Source organism: Capnocytophaga gingivalis (assembly GCF_002302415.1).
Lineage (GTDB): Bacteria > Bacteroidota > Bacteroidia > Flavobacteriales > Flavobacteriaceae > Capnocytophaga > Capnocytophaga gingivalis.
In genome coordinates, this window is record NZ_CP022386.1 from 1,110,644 (window position 1) to 1,134,639 (window position 23,996).

The following is a 23,996-nucleotide window of genomic DNA, read 5'->3' on the forward strand; positions in this document are numbered from 1 at the left end:
TCCTAATAATTACTCTTTACTTCCTATTTTTTTAGGGGCAATGCTAAGTCGCTTTCTTTTTCGATAGGAATATCAGTATATTCTAATTTCCAGCCCATGGTATGAGTAAGAATAAATATCTTAGAAAGTTCTGTAAGTAAGCGGTTTTGGGCATTGCTTCGTAGGGAAGATTGTTCTATTTTACGAGAGATAAGATCGGTAACCCGCTTGTTGATCTTGTTGTGATCCTCGGCTGTAAAAGGATTGAAGGAGCTTTCCTCTATATTGTAGTACTGCACCTTAGGGTATATCTTGAGCTCCTCTGGAGGGATTTGGGTAAGGCGCACCACCTTGTGAGCCTCATCTATCTCATAGCGAAGCTGGTGCAAGTCATAGGAGATAGTCGCTTCGGCATTGACCACTACCAGTGCCTTTTTGTCAAAGGACACCCAATTATTGAAGTATTTCTTGGCATCTTGGTAGGTCATAATTTCCGAAAAATAGCCTTCGGTAACTACCAATTTACCCACATTGTTGATCTGCTGTACAATCAGTGCACTATCCTCAGTAAGAGAACTGTGATCTTGCTCTTTTTTGAAAAAATATTGCAACAGAAACGCTGCACCTATACCTATTAAAAGGCCTAATAAAAGTTTTCTCATGGTTATAAATATTATTTTTTGCCTATTACTCACAGTCCTACTGTGAAGACTCGTTGGTCACATACTCGCATACGACTTTACTTTTCACTCCGAGTGCTTCCTTATTTTCTCTTCCATCTTTTTTATTTTCTCCTGTAGAGCAGCAAGGAACTGTAGGTGTTTTTCCCCCTCTGGGTTAAAGGGACGATGCGCCAAAGCCCGGTGAATACTGCCCACCTCCTGCATGAGGGACTGCGCCTCAGTGGTAAAAAAAGTCTCCACAAAGCGTTCCCATACATACTGCACCGCCTGCTCGGTGGGGTGGAGCATATCCTCCTTATAAAAACGATAATCCCTTAGCTCATCCATCAGAATCTCATAGGAAGGAAAGTAGAAAAGACCTTCTGCCCTCTGGGAGGTGCCTGTACCTAAGAGTGCATGTATTGCACAGAGCAACAAGGACTTACTCAGCTGATTCTCCACCGCTCCATCGCGAAGATGCCTCACTGGGGAAAGGGTAAAGATAACCTTGATCTGAGGCTGTCGCTCCCTCACCAAAGCGACTATATGCTCTAAAGAAGCCTGTATCTGTTGGGCAGAGAGTAATTGTTTGCTAAAAATCTTCTGAGGTTGCTTATGACAATTGGCCACTATATTTCCCGTAGCGAGGTGTTCATACACCCAGGCCGTCCCCAAGGTAAGAATCAAAAAGGAAGCTTTGCTGAGTGCTTCCCCTACTTCCTTAACTTCCTGATTCAGATGCTCCAAGAGGGTAGGAAGCGAGGGATTTGCCCACTGGGAATGTAGGTCAAAGGAGAGCCACAGATCCTCCTCAAGAAAGAAATCCTCCTCAGTGAAAAGCTGTCCTAAGCACGTCCGTTCCAGACTTCGCTCAATGGCCAAAGGATGAAAGAGAGTGCCAAAAGGGTGGGTGAAAAAAGGCAACTTATAGTAGGCGAACTTCTCCTGCATGTGTGCTGCAAAGCATGAGCCCATACTCACCACAGGGGTCGCATAGGAAAGCTGGTTATCCTCCGCCACCGGAGAAATGGGTATCTTAGTAGTAAAGTTCATAGACAGCAGCAAATGTACAAAATAAATTAGTAATACCAACCAAGATCCTACAAATTTATCAAAATGCCGATCCCCTCAAGTATCTCAATGAAACTAACAAATAATTAGCTAATGGGCAATTTGTTCATATTGCTGATAACCAGCCTTGAGGAGGTTTTGTACTTCTTCTATCAAGGAAAAAGGAGAGAGTACCTTTACATAGCAGCTGCGGGCACATATTTCCATTACAAAATCATAAGTAGGAACCAATCTCAGGCGGATACGCACCTCCTGATCATTGTCTACTAATAACTCCTGGGTAGGGTGTAGTGGGAGGCTCTTAATATACTGTCCCTGCTCGTAGTTGAAGGAAAGCACAATCTCCTGAGGTTTCTCGTCTGTAGCGATAGAGATGCCGAAAGCATTGCTAAAAAGTTTCTCGAAATCTACTTCCTTACGCACTACGGGAATATCCAATACCTCCAGATGAGAGATGCGATCCAGTCCAAAGCACTTAAGCCCCTCCGTTCCTATCGAATCTTCCCCCACCAAGTACCATCGGCGCTTATACTCCTTGATCGCATAGGGGATCACCCTTCGAGAATGGGGCACCCCTTCCCAGAACTTAGTATAGTCAAAGCGGATGAGCATGCGCTCCTGTATGGCCTCGATAATATCCTCCAAGAAACGCAATGAGCTTTGTTGCTGTCGTTCGAAGAGGAGGATATTGGAAAGCTCCTTACTCCGGCGATAGGCATTCATCAGCAAGAGATTGTCGAAGAAGGCGTATTTGTTGGCAAAGTCATTCTCCTCCAACCGCCATTTTTTATCCTCGAAGACCACCTCCACGTCGAAGAGGTCACTGAGCAAGCGGCGGTCGCGCTGGAAGGTTTTTTCACTAAAGCGAAGCTCCTCGATCTGGAGGCGTCCCGCATCGTATTCGTTGTCATGTACATTCTCCAAGCGCTCTTTGAGCTCCTCATAGGTAAGCCCCCCGCTCTCTTTGTGCCTTTCTAATTCCTTGATAATCCGTACCAGACGGAATATCTGATCTACTTTTGCCACAATTTTAATGATTAATGGTTAATTGTTAATTGTTAATGACTGTTGCTTCACTTTTCATTCTTCACTTTTCATTCTTCATTCTTCACTTCTATATATTTTCCCCACTCAAACCCCTCGTGTTCCTCTCGCATCACATAGCCGAGTTGGTTAGTGGTTAGTATGGTCTTGCCAAGCCTGAAATCAGGTTGGTTGAAGTGATGATGCCCATAAATCCAATAGTCGATGGCGCTTTTTTCTATGAAATCGGTTAGGTCAAGGACAAAGGCATCGTTCAGTACGCTGCCCAAATACATCTCAGGGTAGTACTTGAGGGTAGGGACGTAGTGGGTAGCTACAATGATATGGTCTATCTCTCCAGCCTTTTTTGCTTGAGTAGCTGCTTTGACGGCTTTTTTGAGGAACTTAACCGCTGTTTTGTTGAAAGCGTTAAAGTCAGCGACCTGTAGGGAGTCTATCTCCTCTCCCTTTTCGGGGTTCTGCACGGTGATATAGTGAAAGTCGCTCATACCATGCTTGATTTTGGCGGCATTCTTCGTACTGATATGACTCCACATCGTACATAGGATCAGCTGAGTACGACCGATACGCTCGGTATAGTTGTCCACCAAAAAGAGATTTCGTATCTCCTTTATAGGTTGTTCGTAGCGAGTAGCAGCGTAGGAGTGGGTAAAGATATAGTACTCGTGGTTACCAGGAATCCAAAATACTTTTTTGTAGCCCTTGCATAGGTCTGCTATCTCGCTCTTATACATTATGTTAGATAGCTTCACAAAGGGGCACAAGTCCCCTGCAATGATTAGGACATCGCCCACCCGCTCTATGGTGTTGTTGTCAATCCAGTTGAGATTGTCTTGAAATTCAAGATGTAAGTCGGAAAAGTATTGTATTTTCATGAAGGTGTTAGGAGTTTAAGGAATTAGATTATGTTTATCATTTTATGGCAAAGATATGAAAAATAGTGGACAAACTACGACCACCTTAATGAATAATTTTGAATGATTAATGTTCAATGCTCACTGACAACCGACCACTGATAACTATATATTGATAGTCAATTATTTACAGAATAACAGGTTTGTTGTTAATAAAAAGTAGTGTTTTATATTTCTTTTTTGGGGATTATTCATTATATTTGCGGGATATTAAAAAACTGCAATAATGAAAGGAGAAACAACAAGTCCTAACTACCTCTTTGAGGTTAGTTGGGAGGTCTGCAACAAGATAGGGGGCATACATACGGTATTGGCCACCAGGGCAACAATCCTCAAGGAACAGTTTGCCCAAAAGTATATCACCATAGGTCCTGACCTGTGGCTACGCAAGGAAAACCCTGAATTTGTCGAAGATACCTCTCTCTTTCCTTCTTGGCTCAATAGGGCGCAACAGGAGGGCTTGCGTGTACGTACGGGGTATTGGAATATCAAGGGAAAGCCTATTGCTATCTTGGTGGATTTCTCCCATTATATCAGTGAAAAAAATGAGATTCTTACCTACTTTTGGAATACCCAACAGCTGGATTCCTTGGATGCTTCTTGGGATTATACCGAGTCGGTACTCTTTGGCTATGCCGTAGGTAAGGTCATCGAGAGTTTTGTCCACTTTCAAGTAGGGGCTCGTGAACGTGTCATTGCGCATTTTCATGAGTGGATGACAGGTACAGGCTTACTATATCTTAAGGAAGCGCTCCCTGAGGTGGGAACTATCTTCACCACCCATGCCACTGTATTGGGGCGCAGCATAGCCGGCAATGGCTGGGCGCTATACAACTACTTGGAGGAATACAAGCCTGAGGAGCTCGCTTACCGCTTCTCTGTACAGCATAAGCACTTCTTAGAACAAAAAGCCGCTGCTGGAGCTGATATATTCACCACGGTGAGTGACATCACTGCCCGCGAATGCAACCACTTCCTATCTCGCAACCCTGAAGTGATCACCCCCAATGGCTTCGATGAATCTCATATCATGGACAGAACCAGCTATTTAGAACGACACAAACGCGCTTCTGGAAAGCTCTGGGAGGTGGCTGAAAAAGTTACCGGAACTACTTTCGAGGAAAAACCTTTCTTTGTAGCCATCAGCGGACGTAATGAATTCAGAAACAAAGGAATAGATGTATTTATCGATACTTTAGAGCAAATCAACAAGAAGGCTACACTTCCCCGTGAAATAGTGGCTTTTATCCTCATTCCTTCTGATTATGAAGGGGTTAATACCATTTCTCAGCCTTATACCACCCATTTGGTTAAGAACGAATTTCACAATACTATTTTCTCCAAGCTCAAGGAGGCACAGCTCTTCAACCATGTAGAGGACAAGGTCAAGGTAGTGTTCTGTCCGAGCTACCTCTTGGGTAGTGATGGGGTGTTCAACCTTCCTTACTATGACCTACTGACAGGGATTGATCTTAGTGTATTTCCTTCGTACTATGAGCCTTGGGGCTACACTCCCTTGGAGAGTCTGTGCTTAGGAGTGCCTACTGTCACTACTTCTTTGGCAGGCTTCGGTTCTTGGGCTTTGGGACATTTTCCTAATGAAAACCTTGCCCTAAGGGTGCTCAATAGGGACGACAATAACTATGTGGAGGTAGTCGAAGGGGTTACCCGCCAGATAGAAAAAATAGCAGGGCTCTCCCCTACCGCTTACGAGGCGCTTTGGGAGGATGCCCAACAGATAGGCAAGGCAGCTCTCTGGGATAAGTTCTTCGCTTACTATCAAGAGGCTTACACCCTTACCCTTGAGCGTATGCAACCTCGCCTACAGAATAGACCTATTGCCGATACTGAGGCTTCGCGCTACTGGGAACAGTCCCAACAAATCAATACACCTTTCTGGCGAAGTGTCATCGTACACCGTTCTACTCCGGAAAAGTTCAAAGCTCTTGAGGAAATGGCCAAAAACCTATGGTGGTCATGGAATGAAGAGGCCGAACAGCTCTTCAAGAGTATAGACCCCGAGGAGTGGCACCGAGTGCACAAGAATCCTATCCTGCTTCTGGACTCTATTTCGGTGAGTCAGTTCAAGGCGCTTGAGAATGATACTCAATTCATGGCACGCCTACACAAGGTATATGCGGACTTCCTTACTTATATGGAAAAGAAGAAGGAAATGATTAGCCCTTCCATCGCTTACTTTAGTATGGAATTTGGCTTGCACTCCTCTCTGAAAATCTATTCAGGGGGCTTGGGTATCTTGGCAGGAGACTACCTCAAGGAAGCCAGTGACAAGGCCACCAAGATTACTGGAGTGGGCTTGCTGTACCGTTATGGGTATTTTACCCAAAAAATATCTGCCTTTGGGCACCAAGAATCCGAGTACGAAGCACAGGACTTTACCAAAATCCCTGTTTCCCCAGTTACTGATAGCGAGGGCAAATGGCTGAAAATCTCCTTAGACCTACCAGGGCGCACCCTCTATGCACGGGTGTGGCGGGTCGATGTAGGACGTATTGAACTATATCTGTTGGATGCGGATTTCGAAGACAATAGCGAAGAAGACCGCACCATCACTCACCATTTATATGGTGGAAACTGGGAAAACCGCCTCAAGCAGGAAATGCTCTTGGGCTTAGGGGGTATCAAGGTACTCCGCAGCTTAGGGGTAAGCTACGACATTTATCATTGCAATGAGGGACATGCCGCCTTGATTGGCTTGGAACGCCTGAACAAGTTTATCAACGAGTTCCACCTCTCCTTCTCCGAAGCGATAGAGGTAGTACGTGCTTCATCACTCTTTACCACTCATACACCAGTACCCGCAGGGCACGATGCCTTCGAGGAAGGTATGCTCCGTGCTTTCATAGGCGACTATGCAGAGAAGTTGCATGTGGATTGGCAACAGATTCTCGCCTTAGGTAAAATAAATGTCTCTGATCCTCATGAGAAATTCTCTATGAGCTTCTTGGCAGCGAACCTCTCTCAGGAGGTCAATGGGGTAAGTATGCTCCATGGCGAGGTGAGTCGTGAAATCTTCAAGGATATGTGGAAAGGTTATTTCCCTGAGGAGCTGCACATTAGCTATGTAACCAATGGGGTACACCGCCCTACTTGGACAGCCCCTCTATGGAAGGAAGTAGAACAAAAATATTTCAAGAAAGAAGGGGGAGCCTATACCGCCGCTTCTTTTGAGGGTATCTACAATGTACCTGATGAGAAGATCGCACACATACAGCAGGAACTCCGTACCAAACTCGTGGGGCGCATCAAGAACAATCTGAAAGAGACCCTGAACATCACTTACTTCACGCCACGTGAGATTGTCGAGGTATCCGATACCCTGCGTGATGATGTGCTTACCATTGGTTTTGCCCGTCGTTTCGCCACTTATAAGCGTGCCCACCTGCTCTTTACCAACCTTGACCGATTGGATGCCATCGTGAACAACCCCGATCGTCCAGTACAGTTTATCTTTGCCGGCAAGGCGCATCCTGCGGATAAGGCTGGACAAGACCTGATTAAGCACATTGTAGAGATATCCAAACAACCACGCTTCTTAGGCAAAATTATCTTCCTCTCCAACTACGATATGGACTTGGCGCGTGCGCTTATCCAAGGGGTGGATGTATGGATGAATACTCCTACACGCCCTCTGGAAGCCTCTGGTACCAGTGGGGAAAAAGCTGCTATGAACGGGGTAATGCACTTCAGTGTATTGGACGGCTGGTGGGTAGAGGGCTATCGCGAGGATGCCGGCTGGATGCTCCCTCAAAAACGTACTTACGAAAACCAGCAGTACCAAGACGAATTGGATGCCGAGCTGATATACAATATCATAGAAGACCAAATAGCTCCTGCTTACTATAACAAGGACAGTAATGGTATCTCCATACAATGGTGCAACTTTATCAAGAATACCATTGGCAAGGTAGCACCTCAGTTCACTACCTATCGTATGCTCTCCGACTACGAAAGGCAGTACTACTACCCTCAGCAAAAACGTTCGGCACTGCTCAGAGCCAATGGTTTTGAGAAGGCAATCGAACTCTCCCAGTGGAAGAAGCGGGTGGCGCATGAGTGGCCTGAATTGCGCGTAGAAAAGGTGGTAGCTCCTAAGCGTGATCGTGAGCTTATCTCCTTGGGCAATATCTATGAGGCTACGATCGACCTCTACCTTGGAGAACTTACCCCTGAGGATGTGGGCTTAGAACTGGTGGTCACTTGCAAAGAAGAGGGACAGCTGAAGGTAACCCAACTGATACAAGCAGAACTGATATCCTTCTCTGGTCGTGTGGCTTCCTATAAGCTCTCCACCTCCACGGAAGATGCTGGCTTATTCATGATTGCTCTACGCCTATACCCCAAGCATGAACTCCTCCCTCACCGACAAGACTTTGCTCTGGTGAAGTGGCTCTAAATAATGATTAATGTTTAATGATTAATGATTAATGACTAGTGACTAACCATAACGGATTAGTCACTAGTCATTTTTTTGCTTACTGTTCACTGACCTCTGCTCACTGCTCACTGACCTCTGCTCACTGTCTCATGCACTAGCATAGGGCGATTTGCAAATCGCCCCTACCACAGGACGCAAAAATTCTCATGCCTATATGAGGCGACCTCTGTTCACTGCTCACTGACCTCTGCTCTCTGTTCACCGACCACTGTTCACTGCTCACTAACAAGTTATCAACAAAATGAAAAGTTATAACCAATCCTGTGGTATATAAGCCAAAAAGTTGTACTTTAGCTCCCTGAAAAAACACAAATTCAATCATTTGTAATGTATTGAAATACAATTGATTATTGTTTTTAATTACTTATAAAAAGACGATGTTTTCCAAGAATGATGACCTTCGGGAGGCTGTCACGCGCTATGAAAAGATGCTTCTGGAGCACGAGACAATTTTTTTTGACAGTTACCAGTATGAAGATATTATCTTATATTATTTAGAATATGCTAAGTATGCCAAGGCAAAACAGGCCTTAGAGGTAGCACTGAGCCAATACCCTACAGCTTCTGCTTTACGCTTGCTGCAAGTGGAAATACTCATCTATGAGGATAATCTACAACAAGCAGGGGAGATTCTCGACGATATCCTTCGCGAAGAGCCGTACAATGCCGAGATACATGTACAGCGGGCTAACCTATATTCTAAAAAAAATGACCATATCAAGGCTATAGAGCTCCTCAAGTATGCTGCCTCTCTATCAGAGGAGCTATCTGACATACACTCCCTTATCGCAATGGAGTATATGTACATGGAGGAATATGCCTTGGCTAAGAAATACTTCAAAAAATGCTTAGCTAAAGACCCTGAGGACTACTTTTCCCTCCAGCAGTTGCTTCACTGTTTTGACTTCCTCAAGGAAGATGAGCAAGCCATTGCTTTTCTCACAGCCTTCCTTGACGAAAATCCTTATTGTGAGGTAGCATGGCATAGCTTAGGCAAGCAGTATATGGTGCAGAACAACCTGCAGGAAGCCCTCCGAGCGTTCGACTTTGCCATCATCAGCGACGATACTTTCACTGGAGCCTATTTCGAGAAAGGAAAGGTACTGGAACTGCTCAAGGACTACAAGCAAGCTATTGAAAACTACAAGATTACCCTTTCTCTTGACGATCCTTCTTCTTTTGCTTACCTACGTATAGGTATCTGCTATGAGAAGTTAGGAGAGAGTGCCATGGCCGAGCAATATTACTTCAAGGCAGTGCATGAGGATCCCCAGTCGAGCAAGGCATGGCTGGCCTTGGTGGACTACTATGTAAGGGAGAACGATTACACAAAAGCCGAAAAATACGTCTCCAAGGTACTCCTCAATGAGGGCGACAACCCCTCGTTCCTACGCCGTTGTGCCGAGGTATACGCTCATGTAGGTAGGCGAGAGGATGCCATACAGATATATACCCAAGCGATAGACTTAGGCGATTACTCCGTGGAGATACGCAATGAGCTATCTGACCTACTGCTTCAGGAGAAAGCCTACGAACGTGCACTAATGCTATCGCTGAGTACACTTCATCTATATCCACAAGAGGTTAGCGCCTACTATCGTATAGGCATCGCCTACCATATGCTGGGAGAGAAAGAAAAAGAATATACCTACCTCGGTACCGCTCTTAAGCAAGGAGGCGAATGGCTTGCTTATTTTGAGAAAAAATATCCAGAGGTGTTCTCCTTCTGTCCCCTTGTAAAAGAAATTGTAAAGAACACTGACAAACACTAAAAAATATAAAACACTATGGAACACTTTCAGAGTTGGAGCGACCTTGTCAATCCGGAATTTTACATCAAGTTAGGAGGTTATTGGCTCGTTCTTTTTATCATCTTTGCCGAGACAGGGCTTTTTGTAGGCTTTTTCCTTCCTGGGGATAGTCTGCTCTTCATTTCGGGTATCTATGCAGTACCTATGGTGAGGGATACCTTTGGAATCACCGGCAGTGATCTTTTGGATACAACCATCATAGCCTCTTCTATATCCCTGGCAGCCATCATAGGAAATATGGTCAGCTACTGGTTCGGCAGGCGTAGTGGGCATGGATTGTATGAGCGTAAGGATTCGTTCTTCTTCAAGCGTAAATACTTACTCAAAGCACATGTATTCTATGAAAAACACGGAGCTGTAGCGGTGATTGCGGCGCGTTTTCTTCCTATCGTACGCACCTTTGCCCCTATCGTAGCGGGGATTGTCGGGATGCGCCGGGGCAAGTTCATGGTATACAATATCATAGGTGCTGTAGCATGGTCTTTCTCTCTTGTCTTCATGGGGCACTACTTGGACAAGCTCTTTATAGAGCAGTTTGGCATAGACCTCAAGAAACACTTGGAGCTCATCGTGCTCTTTATCGTACTAATAACCACCGCTCCTATCCTCATCAAGCTCTTTATGCCAAGTAAAGAAAACAATGAGAGCAATGATTAATAACAAGCAGTTGGGGGTAATAATGAGGCTGTCCGAAAAGCCTTTTCTTTAGTAAGGCGAATTGCAATTCGCCCCTGCGATAGAACCCAAAACAACTGAAATTGTTTTAGCCAACATTAGGGTAGAGACGCAATTCATTGCGTCTTAAAAGGTTATTCGATAATATTTTACAGTTATATACTGAAAAAAATCCGTATAAGCAGTGCTTATACGGATTTTTCTAATGATTAATAATTTTGAGTAATAATGGAATTGATCATTAATCACTGATCATTGAGCATTATTTAGAATCCCAATTCTTTTTTCACATCGTTGAAGAGATCTTTTCCATCAGAAACGATGACACCTGCTCCAGCAGCGGAATCCAATACATACTGATAGCCTTGTGTTTTAGCTACTTTTTGTACTGCTTTTTTCGCTTTTTCCATAATAGGCTCTATGAGGGCTTGGCTTTTCTTTTGGTATTCCTCAGAAGCGGTTTGTTGTGCTTGACGGATGTTGTTCTGCATAGTCTCCAAGGCACGTTGTTCTTTTTCTAACTCAGCTTGTTTTTCTTTGAGTTGGGCTTCTGTAAGAGCATTTACTTTGCGTTGGAAATCCTCCAATTTCTTTTGGTATTCCTTCACAGAGGCTTGGATATCATTGGTATAAGATTGTTCCAATTTCTGCAATTGTGCTTGAGCGGTTTTCATCTCAGGCATCTCCTTAAGGAGCTTCTGAGAGTCGATGTGTGCTATTTTGGCTTGTGCCATAGCAATTGTAGTCCCACCAAGGACAAAGGCTGCTGTCAATACCCAATTTCTAATTTTTCTTATCATTTTTCTATGTGTTAAATTATTTACTTCTTTAAAATAGGTAAAGTGGCGTGAGCGAGTCAGTAAGACTCATAGGCGAATTACAATTCTCCTCTACATTCTTCACTTTTCACTTTTGGCTCCCGCTGCTTTCTGTTGTCTTTTCTTCTCTAAGGCTTGTTGGCGTTCTTGTTCACGTTTTTGCCTATTTTCGAGTTGTTTTTGCTTGATACGCTCTCTCTCGGCTTGTCGCTTGGAGAGGGCTTCCTGATGGGCGCGCTGGCGTTCTTCTAACTTGCGTTGGCGCTCATCCTTGAACTCAAAACTGAGGTTTTCCTTGAGCAAAGTGCTTATTTCCTTATTTCTATCCTCGGCATTGTCCTTTCTCTTGAGTAAGCGTAGGACAATCTTAGTGATGTCATTTTTCTCATCAGCATAGATCGAAGCAGCATCATCGGAGGTGAATATATAGTCAAACTTTTTGGTTTTTCCTATCTGCTGAGTGATGTTGAATACCTGATCCTGAATAGGCTGCACAAGCTTCCAGCGCTGGGTGATATAGTCCCCGTTTTCAGCTCCAAAGCGTTTTTGCTTATAATCCTCCAAGTTCTGTTCGAGTACCTGAATCTCCTCTTCCCTATCCTTGACTGTCTGGGGGGTAAGCAGGGGTTTTTCAGCCTCTAACTTTTGCTTGCGTGTATCTATTTCTGCCTGTTTTTCCTCTATCTCCTTCTCCCATTGTGCCACTTTTTGGCTTAGCTGCTCACTGGCTACTTTGTATTCCTCCATATTGTTGAGGATATAGTTCATATCCACATAGGCAATCCTTGTGGCCTTCTGCGCCCATAGGGACGAGGTAGCTACCAAAGACAAAGAAAGAAAAAAAGCTTTTATATTCATGATTATGGTATATAAAATATCGTGCCAAAATTAATCATTTTTTCCCGAATAATAATGATTTAAGAATTATTTATGCTTATTAAGTTGTTTTTGGCTGTTTTTTTATTGATTGTACTGCTTATCATCAGGGCATGGCCAAGCGAGGTCTTCCACGGGGGAGGTCATCTCAGGACGGTATTCATAGTGCCACCACTCGGAAAAGATAGGCTTAAAATTATGCTTTCCCAAAACCTCCTTGAGCAATTGGCGATGGGCTAAGACTTCCTTGGGCAGGTCGGTATAACTATGGTGTGCCTTGGGAGAGAAGGTATCAAAGGGAGTACCCATATCCACTTCCTTACCGGTGGCTATCTCAACCAAGGTAAGGTCTACTGCGGCGCCTCGGTTGTGCTTGGAACCCTTGGCAGGATTGGCCACATAGTGGGTACCAGGGAGTATCTTCCACATCTTCTTCTGTACCGAAAGCGGTCGATAGCAGTCAAAGAGCTTAAGGGAATAGCCCCGCGCGACAAAGTCCTTCTGTGCTGCTACCAAGGCCTGTGCCGTAGCTTTTCTCAGGTAACACTCCGCACAATCATACACTACCTGTCCGAGGAAATTATCTGCCGTAGCATACTTCATATCCAAGAGTATTTCTGGAGATAGGGTCTTTATATTGACAAACTTATCCTCTATCGAAGGGTGCTTGGCGGATTGTTTCTTCTGAGCAGTAAGAGAGAAAGTGCTTACGAAGGAGCAGAGAACAAGCAAAGATATACGTACAAACATCTACAAATCAGTATATTAGTTGGACATTCGCAACCACTTGAACAATTCCTTATACGAAGGTTTTTTTCCATAGGAGAGAATCCCCACACGGTAGATACGTGCTGCTACCCAGATACTTAGGAAGAAAAAAGCATAGAGCAATCCCAAGGAGAGCAGCAACTCTCCCCAAGAGACTCCAAAGGGAATACGCATGAGCATCACTACCGAGGAGGTCAAGGGAATATAAGAGAAGATAACCGATACAGTGCCATGAGGGGCTTCTATTACAGTAAAGATTCCTACATAGATTGCCAAGATCAAGGGGGTCAGCACCGGAAGGAGGAACTGCTGAGTGTCCGTTTCGTTATCCACAGCAGCACCTATCATGGCATAGAAGGCACTATATACCAAATACCCCCCTATGAAGTAGAGCAAAAAGCATACTGAGAGCTTACCCAAAGGCAGGGTGTTCACCTCAGTTATAAAATCGGAGAGCATATGGGAATCCGCCGTAGCGGGTACACTGCCCTGTAGTGATGGCAAAAAGGATAGTAGTGCCCCACCCAAGAGCAGCCAGATGGCAAACTGGGTGATGCCCACCAGCGAGGTACCAATAATCTTGCCCAAAAGCAAGGTGCGAGCCGGTACGGAGGAGATAATCACCTCCACAATACGATTGACCTTCTCCTCAATGACACTACGCATGATCATATTACCATACACTACGATGAAAATCATCAGCAGATAGCCTGCCATACTACCAAAGATGAGCTTGATCCAACCGGCTGCCTCAGAGCTTTTATCTCCAGAGAAATTGGTTAGGGAGATCTTCACTCGCTCTTGTGCTTTATCTATCTGAGAAGGATCTATATTTTCCCGCTGTAGGTTGCGGAAGAACAAGGCCTTTTCTACCTTTCCTTGTATTTTTTCCAAGAAAGTAGGACTAGGAGTATCTTCGCTAAAGAACTCAAAATGAGTAGCTTGTGCATCTATATACAAGAGCCCATAGTCACCTTGCTTTTGTGATTGCTTCTGTAGAGTGGACAAATCACCTTCGCTGGTGTAGGAGTAGGTTATCCCTGCATCTGCCTCAAAGGCTTTGACAAAGGAACCGCTGAGGTCTAAGACCTGTATATGGCGCTTGGTGTTGCTATTGACCTGAGTGAGGTAGCCTATCACTAAGGACAAGACTACCACTGCCAATGGACTAAGCAGGGTCATCAGCAAGAAAGATTTATTGCGTACCTTAGTGAGGTATTCGCGGAAAATGATAAGACGTAACTGTTTCATAACTCGTGCAAAGTTACAACTTTATTAGCAATTATACAAACGGTTTGCGACAAATAATCATGAGCTTATTTCCTATTCCTCCCAAGGTAAAAAACAGATAGCAATTACCTCCTTCGGCTATGGAAAAGCGCTCGCGTATCTCAGCCACTTTCATCGGAAAATTGCGCACGGTGATATTGGCCTGTTCTATCTTGCCACTCTTGAGGAGTTTTCGGTCATAGGGGAGAATCTCATCAATGAGGAAGACTCGTCCTGGAAAATCAGGAATATACTCCTCTCCTAAGAGCAGTTGAGAATCCTTGTTCAGATAAGCCAACCCATAAGCAAGTCCCACTGGGAAGAGCCCCTTCCCCTTGACCAAGGCGGCATTAGGCTCATAGAGGTAGCGACAGAGATAGCCGCGGGTCATAGGAATATCCTTTTGGTCTATTTCTGAAGGGAAAAAGCTAAAAATATCGGTACGGGTAGGCAGCATATTGACTGTCTTGATCTGCACCTCCCTTGCAAGAGGTGTCTTTTTCAGCAGGAAAAGGAGTTCCTTGACCTCGCCCTCTATCGCTACGATATGTATCTCATGTGTTTGGGGTAGCTGGGTAAGTGCCCGACTAATATCAAGCATGGGAGAAGCTTTGAGCAAAATCGTATCCGTATATTGCCAAAGAAAATCAAGGCTATGAGGCACATCGGGGGTGCAGTCCTCTAAGAAAAAGACCTTGCGCTTGTGGCTATCACGGCGGGCAGGGTCTAAGTATATCACATCATAGTGCTTACCCTCACTTGCCAAGTAAGCATAAGAATCCTGTGCTACACAGTGGATATCAGCCCCCAATACAGCAAAGTTGTGAGCCACTATTTCCGAGAGTTCTTCCTGTAGTTCACAGTGAGTGACACTTTTGCAGTGCTGAGCGAAGAAGTAATCATCCACCCCAAAGCCCCCCGTAGCGTCTAATAGATGACCTGTGACCAAAGAGGCTTTGTAGCGTGCGGTAGCCTCGGACGAGGCCTGCTCCAAGGAGAGCTTGGCAGGATAGTAGATCCCCTGGGTCCTGTGCCAGAGAGGGAGCTTGTCCTTGGCTTTCTGGCGACCTAAGAGCTGCTGCGAGAGTTCGCTCGCACTCACCCCCGAGAAAGGAGATTTCTTGAGGGCAAACTTCGGGGCTTCCTCCCAGAGGTGTTCTTGCAGGTAGGCCTGTATCTCGGGGGTTACTAATTGGTAATTGAGCATGTTATATCTTGACTGTAAGCAACTGTACGAGTTTGTTGTTAGGAAAAACTGCCTTGAGAATGACCTTGAGTACTGTATAAGCAGGGATAGCCACAACCATACCCGCTATACCAAAAAGAGTACCAATAACCAAAGTGACAATAAATATCTCCAAAGGACTGGATTTCATAGAGTTGGAGAATATAATAGGCTGACTAAAAACATTATCTATAAACTGAGTAAAGAGGAAACCTATCAGTACATAGAGGGTTTTTGGAAGGATAACACTCTGCAAGTCGGCATCCATAAAATTGGAGATAGTGAGCACAGAGATGACCACCGCACCTATCATAGGTCCCACGTAAGGAATCAGATTGAGCAACGCACAGAGAAAAGCAATAATCAGCGCATCCTTGACCCCAAAGATAAGCAGGACAATAGTAAGCAGGATAAAGACCACACTTAGCTGTAAGAACAAGCCAACAAAATAGCGGGAGAGAATTGTCTTGATGTCCTCCAAGGTCTCACGTACCTTAGGTAAGCGCTTGGGCTTAACCAAACTAAGAAAACCTTCACTGATAGCAGTACCATCCTTCATAAAGAAAAAGGCAATGAAAAGGACAGAGAAAAGTCCTATCCCTATATTGCTAATAACTCCAATAAAGCCATTGAGGACAGAGGAGATATCCTCCATATTGAGCAACTCAGGGATATTGGCCACTTGAGACTCCATCCTACCCATGCCTAAGGAATGAAGTAGGTTATCTAAGAAACGATGAACATTATCGTTCAAGGCCTTAAAATCAATAGAAGCTAAGTTCTTCCCTTGCGAAATAAGTAGCGGTACAAAGAGGCTGATAATTCCCGCAAAGAAACTCATGATGATGGCAATGGCAGTGACTGTCGCCCAAGTGTTTTTGAACTTGAGCCTGCGCTTTAGGAAGCCTACCATAGGTCTGCCTATGAGGGCTAGTACCGCCGCCAAGACGATATAGATAATAATGTTCTGTAGCTTATACAAAGCTAAAGCCAGTAGGACAATGCCTACCATAATCCCCACCGCTTTGAGGATTCCTTGTGCAATGGTGTTCGATGTCATTTTATTTTTATTTTGTCACCTAAATTATTTAATAAATTCCCCTACCAAAATCCTATTTCCACTCTCAGGAGAAGCTCCACGAAAGAAAATCCCCTCAAAGATAATGTATTTGTCCTCAAAAAAACCTACATTCTTATTGAAAACTAACAAACCATCCATTGGGATATGGTGTGTTTTCCATGTTTTCCCCTTATCAAAAGAAAAACGCAAGGTATTTCCCCGACTATGAAGGTTTGTATAATCGCAGATAAAATCCTTATAAAAATAATACTTTTCACGATTCTCTTTAGTTATCTTACGGACAAAGTTTTCCTCAAGGTCGTAAATTGTTTTCTCATACTTTTCTTCATCTTCTTTATTTTCAACTTTTTGTAGAGAAAGAGGCGTATTATTGTTTGAATAATCTTCTGGAAGAAAATAATCATACTTATGCTTGAGTTGTTTAAAGAGCTTATCTTCTCCTGTAACTACATTATAAGTGCGGAGTTCTAATATCATATCATAATATAAGATATCTCCATTCTGATGAATAGGGTAATACGGATAATTAGTAAATTTCTCAGGTATTTCATATGATTTTATAGAATCCTGAGTTAATACATCTACCAAAAAACGTATTTCATTCCTTTTGCATTTTAAAAAGCGACCATCAAAATTACTATAGTGGATTTTATTCCTTCTATCATACTTATCTATTTCCTTTATCTTAAGAGTTTTATGATTAAAGAGGTATACATATTCATATTTATAATCAGAGGTATAAATGATACTGTTATCCTTCGTATAGGCTACAGCATCATATACATCATCTCCATCAAGAATGAGTTCTTTGTAGGATTGTCCTCTATCAGTTGAGATATAAAGTACGGCTTGTTTTTCTGTAGCAGTGGGATCAAATTCAGGTGTATCCTTCTGTGCTCCTAAGACAATAATATTTTCGGTAGGTGAAAATACCACACTTAATTGTTTGTCTGAGCCAGGATTGAAACCATTGTTTCTTTTTTTGTACAAATCTATAAAGTCATATTGGGCTGTCCACCTCATATTATTATCAGAGACAAAAGTGGTACAATGGGTAAACAAAAGTAATAGACCTCCTAAGCTTAGGTATATCAAAAGTTTATTTTTCTTGATCTTCATAGGATATCCTTTTATTTTTATGGTCTTATTTCAAAAATCTCCTCCATGATTTATTGCTGTCCCCAGAGTGAATGGTTTCTATTGGGGGCGATGGAAGGCGAATTGCCCCTTTGAAGGGCGAATTGCCTCTCTTTTGAAGGGCGAATTGCAATTCGCCCCTACGGCAGGGCAATTTGCCTCCTATTGGGGGAGTGAATTGTCTCCCCTTGGAAGGGCGAATTGCAATTCGCCCCTACAAGTGTGCCACAACACCTCTTGAAGGTATCTTTCATTGGTTATTGTCCCCTATCTCGTTCTCGGTTCTCTTATTCGCCTATATGGCGCGGCCTGCTCGAATCATTCGGTCGTTGTCATTGAGGTCTTTTCTAAGAAGGGCTTTAAAACCTTTTTTGTGGAGCATCTCAAGGGTCTGCTGACCTAAGTATTGATTTATCTCAAAGTAAAGTGTCCCCTCTTCTGTAAGGTTTCGGGCGGCTATCTCTGCTATTTTCTCATAGAAAAGCAAAGGGTTGTCATCAGGAACAAAGAGTGCCAAGGAGGGTTCGTAGTCTAAGACATTGGCGTGCATCTCTTTTTTCTCTAATTCTCGTACATAGGGAGGGTTGGAGACAATAATATCATAGGAAGTCCCCAAATCCTCCACCCCAAGTATATCCTGCTGAAGGAAAGTGATGGCCACTCCATGGCGCTTGGCATTCTGCTGAGCTACTGCCAGCGCTCCTTCACTGATGTCGATAGCTGTCAGGGAGGCCTGTGGCAGATGTTTTTTTAGAGCAATGGCAATAGCACCACTTCCAGTGCCTATATCCAAGATACGCAGCTGCGGTGCTGCCATGTAGGAGGTGACAATCCAGTCCACCAGTTCTTCTGTCTCTTGTCGAGGGATGAGTACCCTCGAGTCTACATAGAGAGAGAGCCCTAAGAAATGTGCCTTCTGGTAGATATATTGTATAGGGATATTCTTGCTTAGCTCTTGGCATACCCGCTGAAGCTCCATCTTTTTTTCTTGGGCGATTTCTTGGTCATGATATAGGATTGCTTCTACTTGATTCATTCCCAAAGTCTCTTCCATGATTATAGAGAGGATACTTGTGCGCTCAGCCATATCATAACTAAGAAAATGCTGAACGAAATATCGTTTGAAGTCACCTACCGTCATTATTTTTTCTTTGCTTTAGTAAAAATATCACGAATGAGCTGCTTGAAGGTATCGAAATCGACCTTGTAAGTGAGTCCGACCCCTTGGGAGTAGTCTATCTTATCGATGAGATACTGCTGGAGTTCGTTTTCTCGGTTGAATATCTTAGCACTGAGTCGGCCGTCCTTCGTTAGGAGGAACTGTACCTCAAAGTCTCCTGCTACAGCTGTCTGGGTGACCCCTCCTACAGGGATTCCCAACTTACCATTGAAGAGGACACGATCGGTAATCTGAGTGGATACAGTGATTCCTAAGCGGTCAGCACTGTTGTAAGCACGGTTGGGGTCTATCGTACCTGCCTCATAGCTCACCCCAAGGTTGAGCTTATCATCCTCACTTGAGAGGAGTTGGTTAAAGATTCCTGCTGCGGTCTCAAGCATATTGTAAGCCAAGAGCTTCTCCCCTGCTGCGGCATCGCTCAGGAAGTTACCTTGTGCCAAGAGGGAGAATGCCTGCAATTGCTTTTTGTCAGAGCTCTCCAAGCGGTAGTTCAGCTCAGAAACCAAGCTTGGGCTACTATCGGGAAATTTCAGGTCAAAGACCGTTTCAGGATGCGCTAAGTCCCCTTGTAGGTTGATAATCACCTGAGTCTGTATCTTTCGGTTGTACTGAGAAGAGTTGAGCAAGACGGAAGGGTTCGCATAGAGGGTATAGGCAGCCCTGAGGTTTTGTAGGGTCGCTCCCATAGGGTCGCCATTCCAAGAGATAGACCCATTGGGCAACACCTTGAATTTCTTATCGATGAGTCCTTCGTACTTGAAGTTATACTCCCCTGAGGTAGTGATAAAGTCCCCCCACATATTGAACTTGCCATTGGTATTGATCTCCATCAGCAGTGTTCCCGCCCCACGACCTATGAGACTGGAGTTGTTCTTAGGATCCACGATAATCTCCACCTCGGCCGAAGGAAGGATATCGACCTCGAAGTGTAGCTCCAGACCTTGGTAGGTCTTGACCACGAGATTCTTTTTACTCTTTTCCTTGGAGACAAAGGTGATAAAGGAGTCATCGCCCACTGTCTGGGTATCACTCAGTGGAATCTTGAACTTAGTACCTTCTCCAGTTACAGCATTGACATTGATTGTCAGCGCATTGACATCCCCAATGATATTCGCCTTACCTACGATAAAACCTGTTCCATAGAAAAGATCATTGTCCTTGGCCGAGGTGTTCAGAGCCAGAAAGCGCTTATTCTGGGTGTCAAACTTCAGATCCAAGTACCAGTCGGTAAAGCGACGGTGTGAGATAAGCCCATTGAAAAGAGCCTTGGTCTTATAAGCTGTATCGGTAAGGGTTATATCTTTGAAAATAAATTTGTTATCCTCCAGAAAGATTTGTGCATTGTCCGAGAGCTCCATATCTATATTCAGATAAGGGACTCCAAGTCCAGCCTGGGAGAGCTGTAGCACCCCTTCCACCTTAGGCTTGGAAACCTCGCCTGTGATCTGAGCCTCTCCGGAGAGTGCCCCCCGAAGGTTGGAGAGTATATCCTGCATAAAAGGCCCGAAAGGCTTGAGGTTAAGCTTGGTAAGGGTGGCACGCAAGTCCAAGTACGTATTGGCATCCTTGATAAATATATTCCCTTGTGCCAGTAGTCCCTCACCCAAGCCATTGAGGAACTCCAGTTTCGTCTTGAAGGAGGTAAGGTCTTCGTTACCGGAGATATTGGCTTGTAGGTCTCCCATCTCGTACTTGTTGAGCATAAAGCTCTTGAGGGTCAGATCCGCCTCGGGAGTGTATTTGTTTCTATCCTGCATGAGGGAGAGGTGACCATTGAGCACTCCTGCCAAGTCTAAGTTGTCTATAGCAGGAATTATCTTATTGATATCCACCTTATCAAAAACCAAGTGGAGGTCTTTGTAATTGTTATGCTTGGAGGCCATCCCGTTGAAGGTAATAGACTCATCCTTATGATGGAGGGTAAAGGGGCGTATAGTGATAGAATCGAGCTTGCGATTGATGCGCAATTGGTTTTCACTACGCTGATCAAAAGCCCATTCGTTCCCCTTGAAATAGATTGTGGAGTGCTTCATCCCGATCACCGACTCCCTACGCTCATTGATGGTGTGATAGAGCTTGATGGTATAGTCATCCTCGGAATTCTTGCCCCCCTTGAATTCCGTTTGGAAGAAAAGGGTATCGTTCACGGAGGTATTCAGTACATTCAGATCAGATATCTTATAGTAAGGATTCTGGATGGAAGACATCTGGATCAGAGACCTATAGACAGGGTTCTTCTTGTCATACTCAAGATTGACCCCACGAAGAGAATAATCCGAGATATTGATATAAGGCGAACGGAAATTGAGCTTGAAATCATAGTCATCGCCCACCAATTTCCCTCGGATAAAGGTATTCGGAGCAAAAGAAAGCTCAGGGAAGAATATCTCAATGATTTTGTTATATATCTTGAAATCAAAGGTGAGGTACTGTCCCTGCATGACCTTGAAAGGCTTATAGTTCTCAAACCCATAAGCCAAGGTATTGACCAAGACCTTCCCTATTTCGGCAAATTTAAATTCGCCTTGCACCTTACCCGAAATAATATCCGAGGACTCCAAGGTAATGGTTCTAAGGCTGGTGGTATCCTTCTCTATATTGATAGCAAAGTCGGCAAAGTCATACGTCTGTGAATTTTTCTGGTAAGAAGCATTCTTGAGCACCACCTTCCCCACCATGTTATCTATCGTATTTCCAGTAATGTCCAAATCGATTTCCCCTTTTACCTTGGCAATAGAATCCTTCTTTACCAAGCCCAAAGCCTTCAGGTCTATATACTTCATCTGACCAGAGAGCATATAGTTCGAGCGCTGGGAGGAGGTGATATCCGCCATTCCCTTGAAGTCCATCTGTAGGTTGTCATCCCCTATAGATGCCGTTGCCTTGATCTTTTTGTTGAAATACTCTGCATCAAGCTTGATATCCTTATATAGGTAATCCTTATAGGAAACCTCCCTGACATTCCCATGCAGAGATAATTTTTGTAACTTCTTAAGGCTCAATCCTGTACCTACAAACTGTAAGCCCGCTGAGAGCTTTCCTAAGTCTTTGACTTCAAGTAGGTTACCCAGCTGTAACTGATAAGTATCGATAGTACCTTTGTAGGTAGTCTTATTCAAGTCCTTCAGTCCGTAGAAAGAGCCACTGAGAATAAAGTCTCCTTTTTGGGTAAAGACATCGGCATCCAATAGAAGGTCTTGGGTAGTATAGGTCAGCTCCGTTTGTCCCTCGAGAAGGCCAAAATCGCGGAGTTCTTTGGGAAGACTCTCGCCGATGAGCTCGGGCATAAGCCCTACCAGATCCGAGTAAGAGGTGGAGAAATGGGAGAAATCCCCCCAGAAGACAAAATCCTTGTCCGAAGAAAAAGCATTCCTGAGAAGGATATCCTGTCCCTCTATGTTTGTATTGGCATGATATAGATGTACTTCCTTGATAGAGAGGTTGTTCAGTGTTCCGGAGAACTTCCCCTCTACCTCAAGAGTTTTCCCCTTACCAAAGCCATTATAGAATCCGTTGATATCATCAGTTCCTATGAAGGAACTTCTAAGCTCTGCGCGGACAGTAATCTTGTTGAGGAAGTCGGCAAAGCTATTATTATAAGGCTCAAAAGCCAAATCAGCATCTATATGAGTGGAGGGAGTACGGATATTCACCCGATCCAGAAAAATCAAAGAATCCGTATATTGGAAATAGGTTTCAAGCTCTTCCACCTTCAGGTGATTGTCAAAGAGCAGTGAACCCTTCTTCATCTGGAACTTCACTTCGGAATCCACAATATCGAAATCCACAATTGTTCCAGCGATATGTTTTATATCCGTCTGTATAGGGTTTTCCCCCTGTGCGATATTGTAATCACTTACACGAAAATGCGTATCGCGAAGCTTGATGGTATTGGCTCGCATGACAAAGGGATCCTTGCTACGAGGTGTACCACTATCAAAGCGAGAGACGAACACATCCAGATTGGTCAGGGTATCCCCTTTGTGAGTCTTCATATTCAAGAAGAGCTCATTGGTCTCGATATGAGAGAAGATCAGATTGCCATCCATCGCCGCTTTGAGGTCGAGCAGTGGGGTGCGGATACTCTGAGCTGCGATCAAGGTATCCTGATGATGGTCGCGGATAAGTACCCCATCGAGCCCTACCATGCCCGTAAGGCTGATGGATACCTTATCTATATGTATATTGACATTGTAGTCCGTGTTGATACGCTCCATTACCCATGAGGCCAACTTGGTTTGTACCGCTGGAATCATCAGGGCGAGGAATATAAAAATAAGCGTATAGATTCCTATTTTTATAATCGTTTTAAGTATACGGAATATCTTGCCTATCACCTTGTGTGCTTATTTTAGAGAGGTTAGCTAATGTATAAAATTGGGCACAAATGTACAACAAAAATATCTTTTTTTGCGAGATGTTTTGTTTTTTTTAGTGATTAGAAACCCATAGGCAACTTATTCAGATGCTTTTCTCTCTTGGGGTGTTCCCAATATAATACCGACTTAGGGGCTATCGTTTTACAAAAGTCATGACCAAAGGCATTTTTTTGTCGCCTTGTTCTTTCACCAAAGAGAGGGTAAGTGTTTTGCCTGATATGCTTATAGTAGGTACTGTCTCGTTGTTCCCTTCTTTGTATTTTACTAAAACTTTAGAGCCAGATGTTGTATAAGTCCCTATTTTTTTATGAGTCTCAGAACAGAGACCACCATCGATTCCTGCATATTCTGTTTTAGTATATTCTGTTTCTGTAAAAACTATATTTGACTGCTTAGCACAAGAAGAAAGTCCCTGAGGTTGCCCTCCATAAGTGACACTCTCTAAGTACCAAGAGCCTACAAGATCCTTAGAAGAGAGGTCTTCTGACTTATCACAAGAGATTGCCAAAATAGCGATGACTATAAAGGTTGCTTTTAAAATATTTCTCATCATAATACGTGTTTTTTGAGTTTCAACTGTGGCAAAGGTATAAATAATTATTCTTTGACAATGAACAATTAACAACTTTTGACACGAGATTTCCTTAA

Annotated in this window: 17 protein-coding genes; 3 read left to right on the forward strand and 14 right to left on the reverse strand. The window is 43.9% G+C overall.

Going from position 1 to position 23,996, the window contains the following annotated elements; all coding sequences use genetic code 11:
* Positions 1 to 23: 23 nt before the first annotated feature.
* From CGC50_RS05135 to CGC50_RS05150, 4 genes are all read right to left on the reverse strand, one after another.
* On the reverse strand, positions 24 to 641 hold the full coding sequence (locus CGC50_RS05135; RefSeq protein WP_002669346.1) for a DUF4230 domain-containing protein: 618 nt from the start codon (positions 639 to 641) through the stop codon (positions 24 to 26).
* 84 nt (positions 642 to 725) lie between these two features.
* Positions 726 to 1,694: a GSCFA domain-containing protein gene (locus CGC50_RS05140; RefSeq protein WP_095909959.1), complete on the reverse strand. Its 969-nt coding sequence runs from the start codon at positions 1,692 to 1,694 to the stop codon at positions 726 to 728.
* A gap of 108 nt (positions 1,695 to 1,802) precedes the next feature.
* Positions 1,803 to 2,738, reverse strand: coding sequence for a helix-turn-helix transcriptional regulator (locus CGC50_RS05145; RefSeq protein WP_095909960.1), 936 nt, complete (start codon positions 2,736 to 2,738; stop codon positions 1,803 to 1,805).
* Positions 2,739 to 2,806: 68 nt separating this feature from the next.
* The gene (locus CGC50_RS05150) at positions 2,807 to 3,631 is read right to left on the reverse strand and encodes a metallophosphoesterase (RefSeq protein WP_095909961.1); all 825 of its coding nucleotides are present in this window, start codon (positions 3,629 to 3,631) and stop codon (positions 2,807 to 2,809) included.
* Positions 3,632 to 3,896: 265 nt separating this feature from the next.
* Between CGC50_RS05150 and glgP the strand changes: the two genes are divergently transcribed.
* The 3 genes from glgP to CGC50_RS05165 all read left to right on the forward strand — a co-directional run bounded on the left by glgP (position 3,897) and on the right by CGC50_RS05165 (position 10,597).
* On the forward strand, positions 3,897 to 8,087 hold the full coding sequence (gene glgP, locus CGC50_RS05155) for an alpha-glucan family phosphorylase (RefSeq protein WP_095909962.1): 4,191 nt from the start codon (positions 3,897 to 3,899) through the stop codon (positions 8,085 to 8,087).
* 419 nt (positions 8,088 to 8,506) lie between these two features.
* Entirely contained in the window at positions 8,507 to 9,901 is a 1,395-nt protein-coding gene (locus CGC50_RS05160; RefSeq protein WP_095909963.1) for a tetratricopeptide repeat protein, read from the forward strand.
* 15 nt (positions 9,902 to 9,916) lie between these two features.
* On the forward strand, positions 9,917 to 10,597 hold the full coding sequence (locus CGC50_RS05165; protein WP_095909964.1) for a DedA family protein: 681 nt from the start codon (positions 9,917 to 9,919) through the stop codon (positions 10,595 to 10,597).
* Positions 10,598 to 10,881: 284 nt separating this feature from the next.
* Here CGC50_RS05165 and CGC50_RS05170 read toward each other — a convergent pair whose 3' ends face one another.
* The 10 genes from CGC50_RS05170 to CGC50_RS05215 all read right to left on the reverse strand — a co-directional run bounded on the left by CGC50_RS05170 (position 10,882) and on the right by CGC50_RS05215 (position 23,898).
* Positions 10,882 to 11,415: an OmpH family outer membrane protein gene (locus tag CGC50_RS05170; RefSeq protein WP_095909965.1), complete on the reverse strand. Its 534-nt coding sequence runs from the start codon at positions 11,413 to 11,415 to the stop codon at positions 10,882 to 10,884.
* Between the two features lie 99 nt (positions 11,416 to 11,514).
* Positions 11,515 to 12,291: an OmpH family outer membrane protein gene (locus CGC50_RS05175; protein WP_095909966.1), complete on the reverse strand. Its 777-nt coding sequence runs from the start codon at positions 12,289 to 12,291 to the stop codon at positions 11,515 to 11,517.
* A 102-nt stretch (positions 12,292 to 12,393) separates the two neighbouring features.
* Positions 12,394 to 13,059 carry a M15 family metallopeptidase gene (locus CGC50_RS05180; protein WP_095909967.1) on the reverse strand — a complete coding sequence of 222 codons (666 nt, stop codon included), beginning with the start codon at positions 13,057 to 13,059 and terminating at the stop codon, positions 12,394 to 12,396.
* A 15-nt stretch (positions 13,060 to 13,074) separates the two neighbouring features.
* On the reverse strand, positions 13,075 to 14,328 hold the full coding sequence (locus CGC50_RS05185) for an ABC transporter permease (protein WP_002669158.1): 1,254 nt from the start codon (positions 14,326 to 14,328) through the stop codon (positions 13,075 to 13,077).
* Between the two features lie 31 nt (positions 14,329 to 14,359).
* A complete protein-coding gene (locus CGC50_RS05190; protein ID WP_095909968.1) occupies positions 14,360 to 15,553 on the reverse strand; it encodes a THUMP-like domain-containing protein in 1,194 nt (397 codons plus the stop codon).
* A gap of 1 nt (position 15,554) precedes the next feature.
* Complete coding sequence (locus CGC50_RS05195; RefSeq protein WP_095909969.1) at positions 15,555 to 16,631, reverse strand: AI-2E family transporter; 1,077 nt, start codon at positions 16,629 to 16,631, stop codon at positions 15,555 to 15,557.
* Positions 16,632 to 16,655: 24 nt separating this feature from the next.
* Positions 16,656 to 17,771, reverse strand: coding sequence for a hypothetical protein (locus tag CGC50_RS05200; protein ID WP_095909970.1), 1,116 nt, complete (start codon positions 17,769 to 17,771; stop codon positions 16,656 to 16,658).
* A gap of 313 nt (positions 17,772 to 18,084) precedes the next feature.
* Complete coding sequence (gene prmC, locus CGC50_RS05205) at positions 18,085 to 18,930, reverse strand: peptide chain release factor N(5)-glutamine methyltransferase (protein ID WP_095909971.1); 846 nt, start codon at positions 18,928 to 18,930, stop codon at positions 18,085 to 18,087.
* Positions 18,930 to 23,306 (reverse strand): translocation/assembly module TamB, encoded by a 4,377-nt coding sequence (locus tag CGC50_RS05210; RefSeq protein ID WP_095909972.1) that lies wholly within the window; start codon positions 23,304 to 23,306, stop codon positions 18,930 to 18,932. The genes prmC and CGC50_RS05210 overlap by 1 nt, the downstream gene beginning before the upstream one ends.
* A 175-nt stretch (positions 23,307 to 23,481) precedes the next feature.
* Positions 23,482 to 23,898 (reverse strand): lipocalin-like domain-containing protein, encoded by a 417-nt coding sequence (locus CGC50_RS05215; RefSeq protein WP_232781195.1) that lies wholly within the window; start codon positions 23,896 to 23,898, stop codon positions 23,482 to 23,484.
* Between the last annotated feature and the right edge of the window lie 98 nt (positions 23,899 to 23,996).

Coding starts and splice junctions, on each gene's coding strand:
- glgP (WP_095909962.1), top strand. CDS start 3,897: ATGAAAGGAGAAACAACAAGTCCTAACTACCTCTTTGAGGTTAGTTGG.
- CGC50_RS05135 (WP_002669346.1), bottom strand. CDS start 641: ATGAGAAAACTTTTATTAGGCCTTTTAATAGGTATAGGTGCAGCGTTT.
- CGC50_RS05165 (WP_095909964.1), top strand. CDS start 9,917: ATGGAACACTTTCAGAGTTGGAGCGACCTTGTCAATCCGGAATTTTAC.
- prmC (WP_095909971.1), bottom strand. CDS start 18,930: ATGACGGTAGGTGACTTCAAACGATATTTCGTTCAGCATTTTCTTAGT.
- CGC50_RS05185 (WP_002669158.1), bottom strand. CDS start 14,328: ATGAAACAGTTACGTCTTATCATTTTCCGCGAATACCTCACTAAGGTA.
- CGC50_RS05215 (WP_232781195.1), bottom strand. CDS start 23,898: ATGAGAAATATTTTAAAAGCAACCTTTATAGTCATCGCTATTTTGGCA.
- CGC50_RS05175 (WP_095909966.1), bottom strand. CDS start 12,291: ATGAATATAAAAGCTTTTTTTCTTTCTTTGTCTTTGGTAGCTACCTCG.
- CGC50_RS05140 (WP_095909959.1), bottom strand. CDS start 1,694: ATGAACTTTACTACTAAGATACCCATTTCTCCGGTGGCGGAGGATAAC.
- CGC50_RS05160 (WP_095909963.1), top strand. CDS start 8,507: ATGTTTTCCAAGAATGATGACCTTCGGGAGGCTGTCACGCGCTATGAA.
- CGC50_RS05200 (WP_095909970.1), bottom strand. CDS start 17,771: ATGAAGATCAAGAAAAATAAACTTTTGATATACCTAAGCTTAGGAGGT.
- CGC50_RS05195 (WP_095909969.1), bottom strand. CDS start 16,631: ATGACATCGAACACCATTGCACAAGGAATCCTCAAAGCGGTGGGGATT.
- CGC50_RS05170 (WP_095909965.1), bottom strand. CDS start 11,415: ATGATAAGAAAAATTAGAAATTGGGTATTGACAGCAGCCTTTGTCCTT.
- CGC50_RS05180 (WP_095909967.1), bottom strand. CDS start 13,059: ATGTTTGTACGTATATCTTTGCTTGTTCTCTGCTCCTTCGTAAGCACT.
- CGC50_RS05190 (WP_095909968.1), bottom strand. CDS start 15,553: ATGCTCAATTACCAATTAGTAACCCCCGAGATACAGGCCTACCTGCAA.
- CGC50_RS05150 (WP_095909961.1), bottom strand. CDS start 3,631: ATGAAAATACAATACTTTTCCGACTTACATCTTGAATTTCAAGACAAT.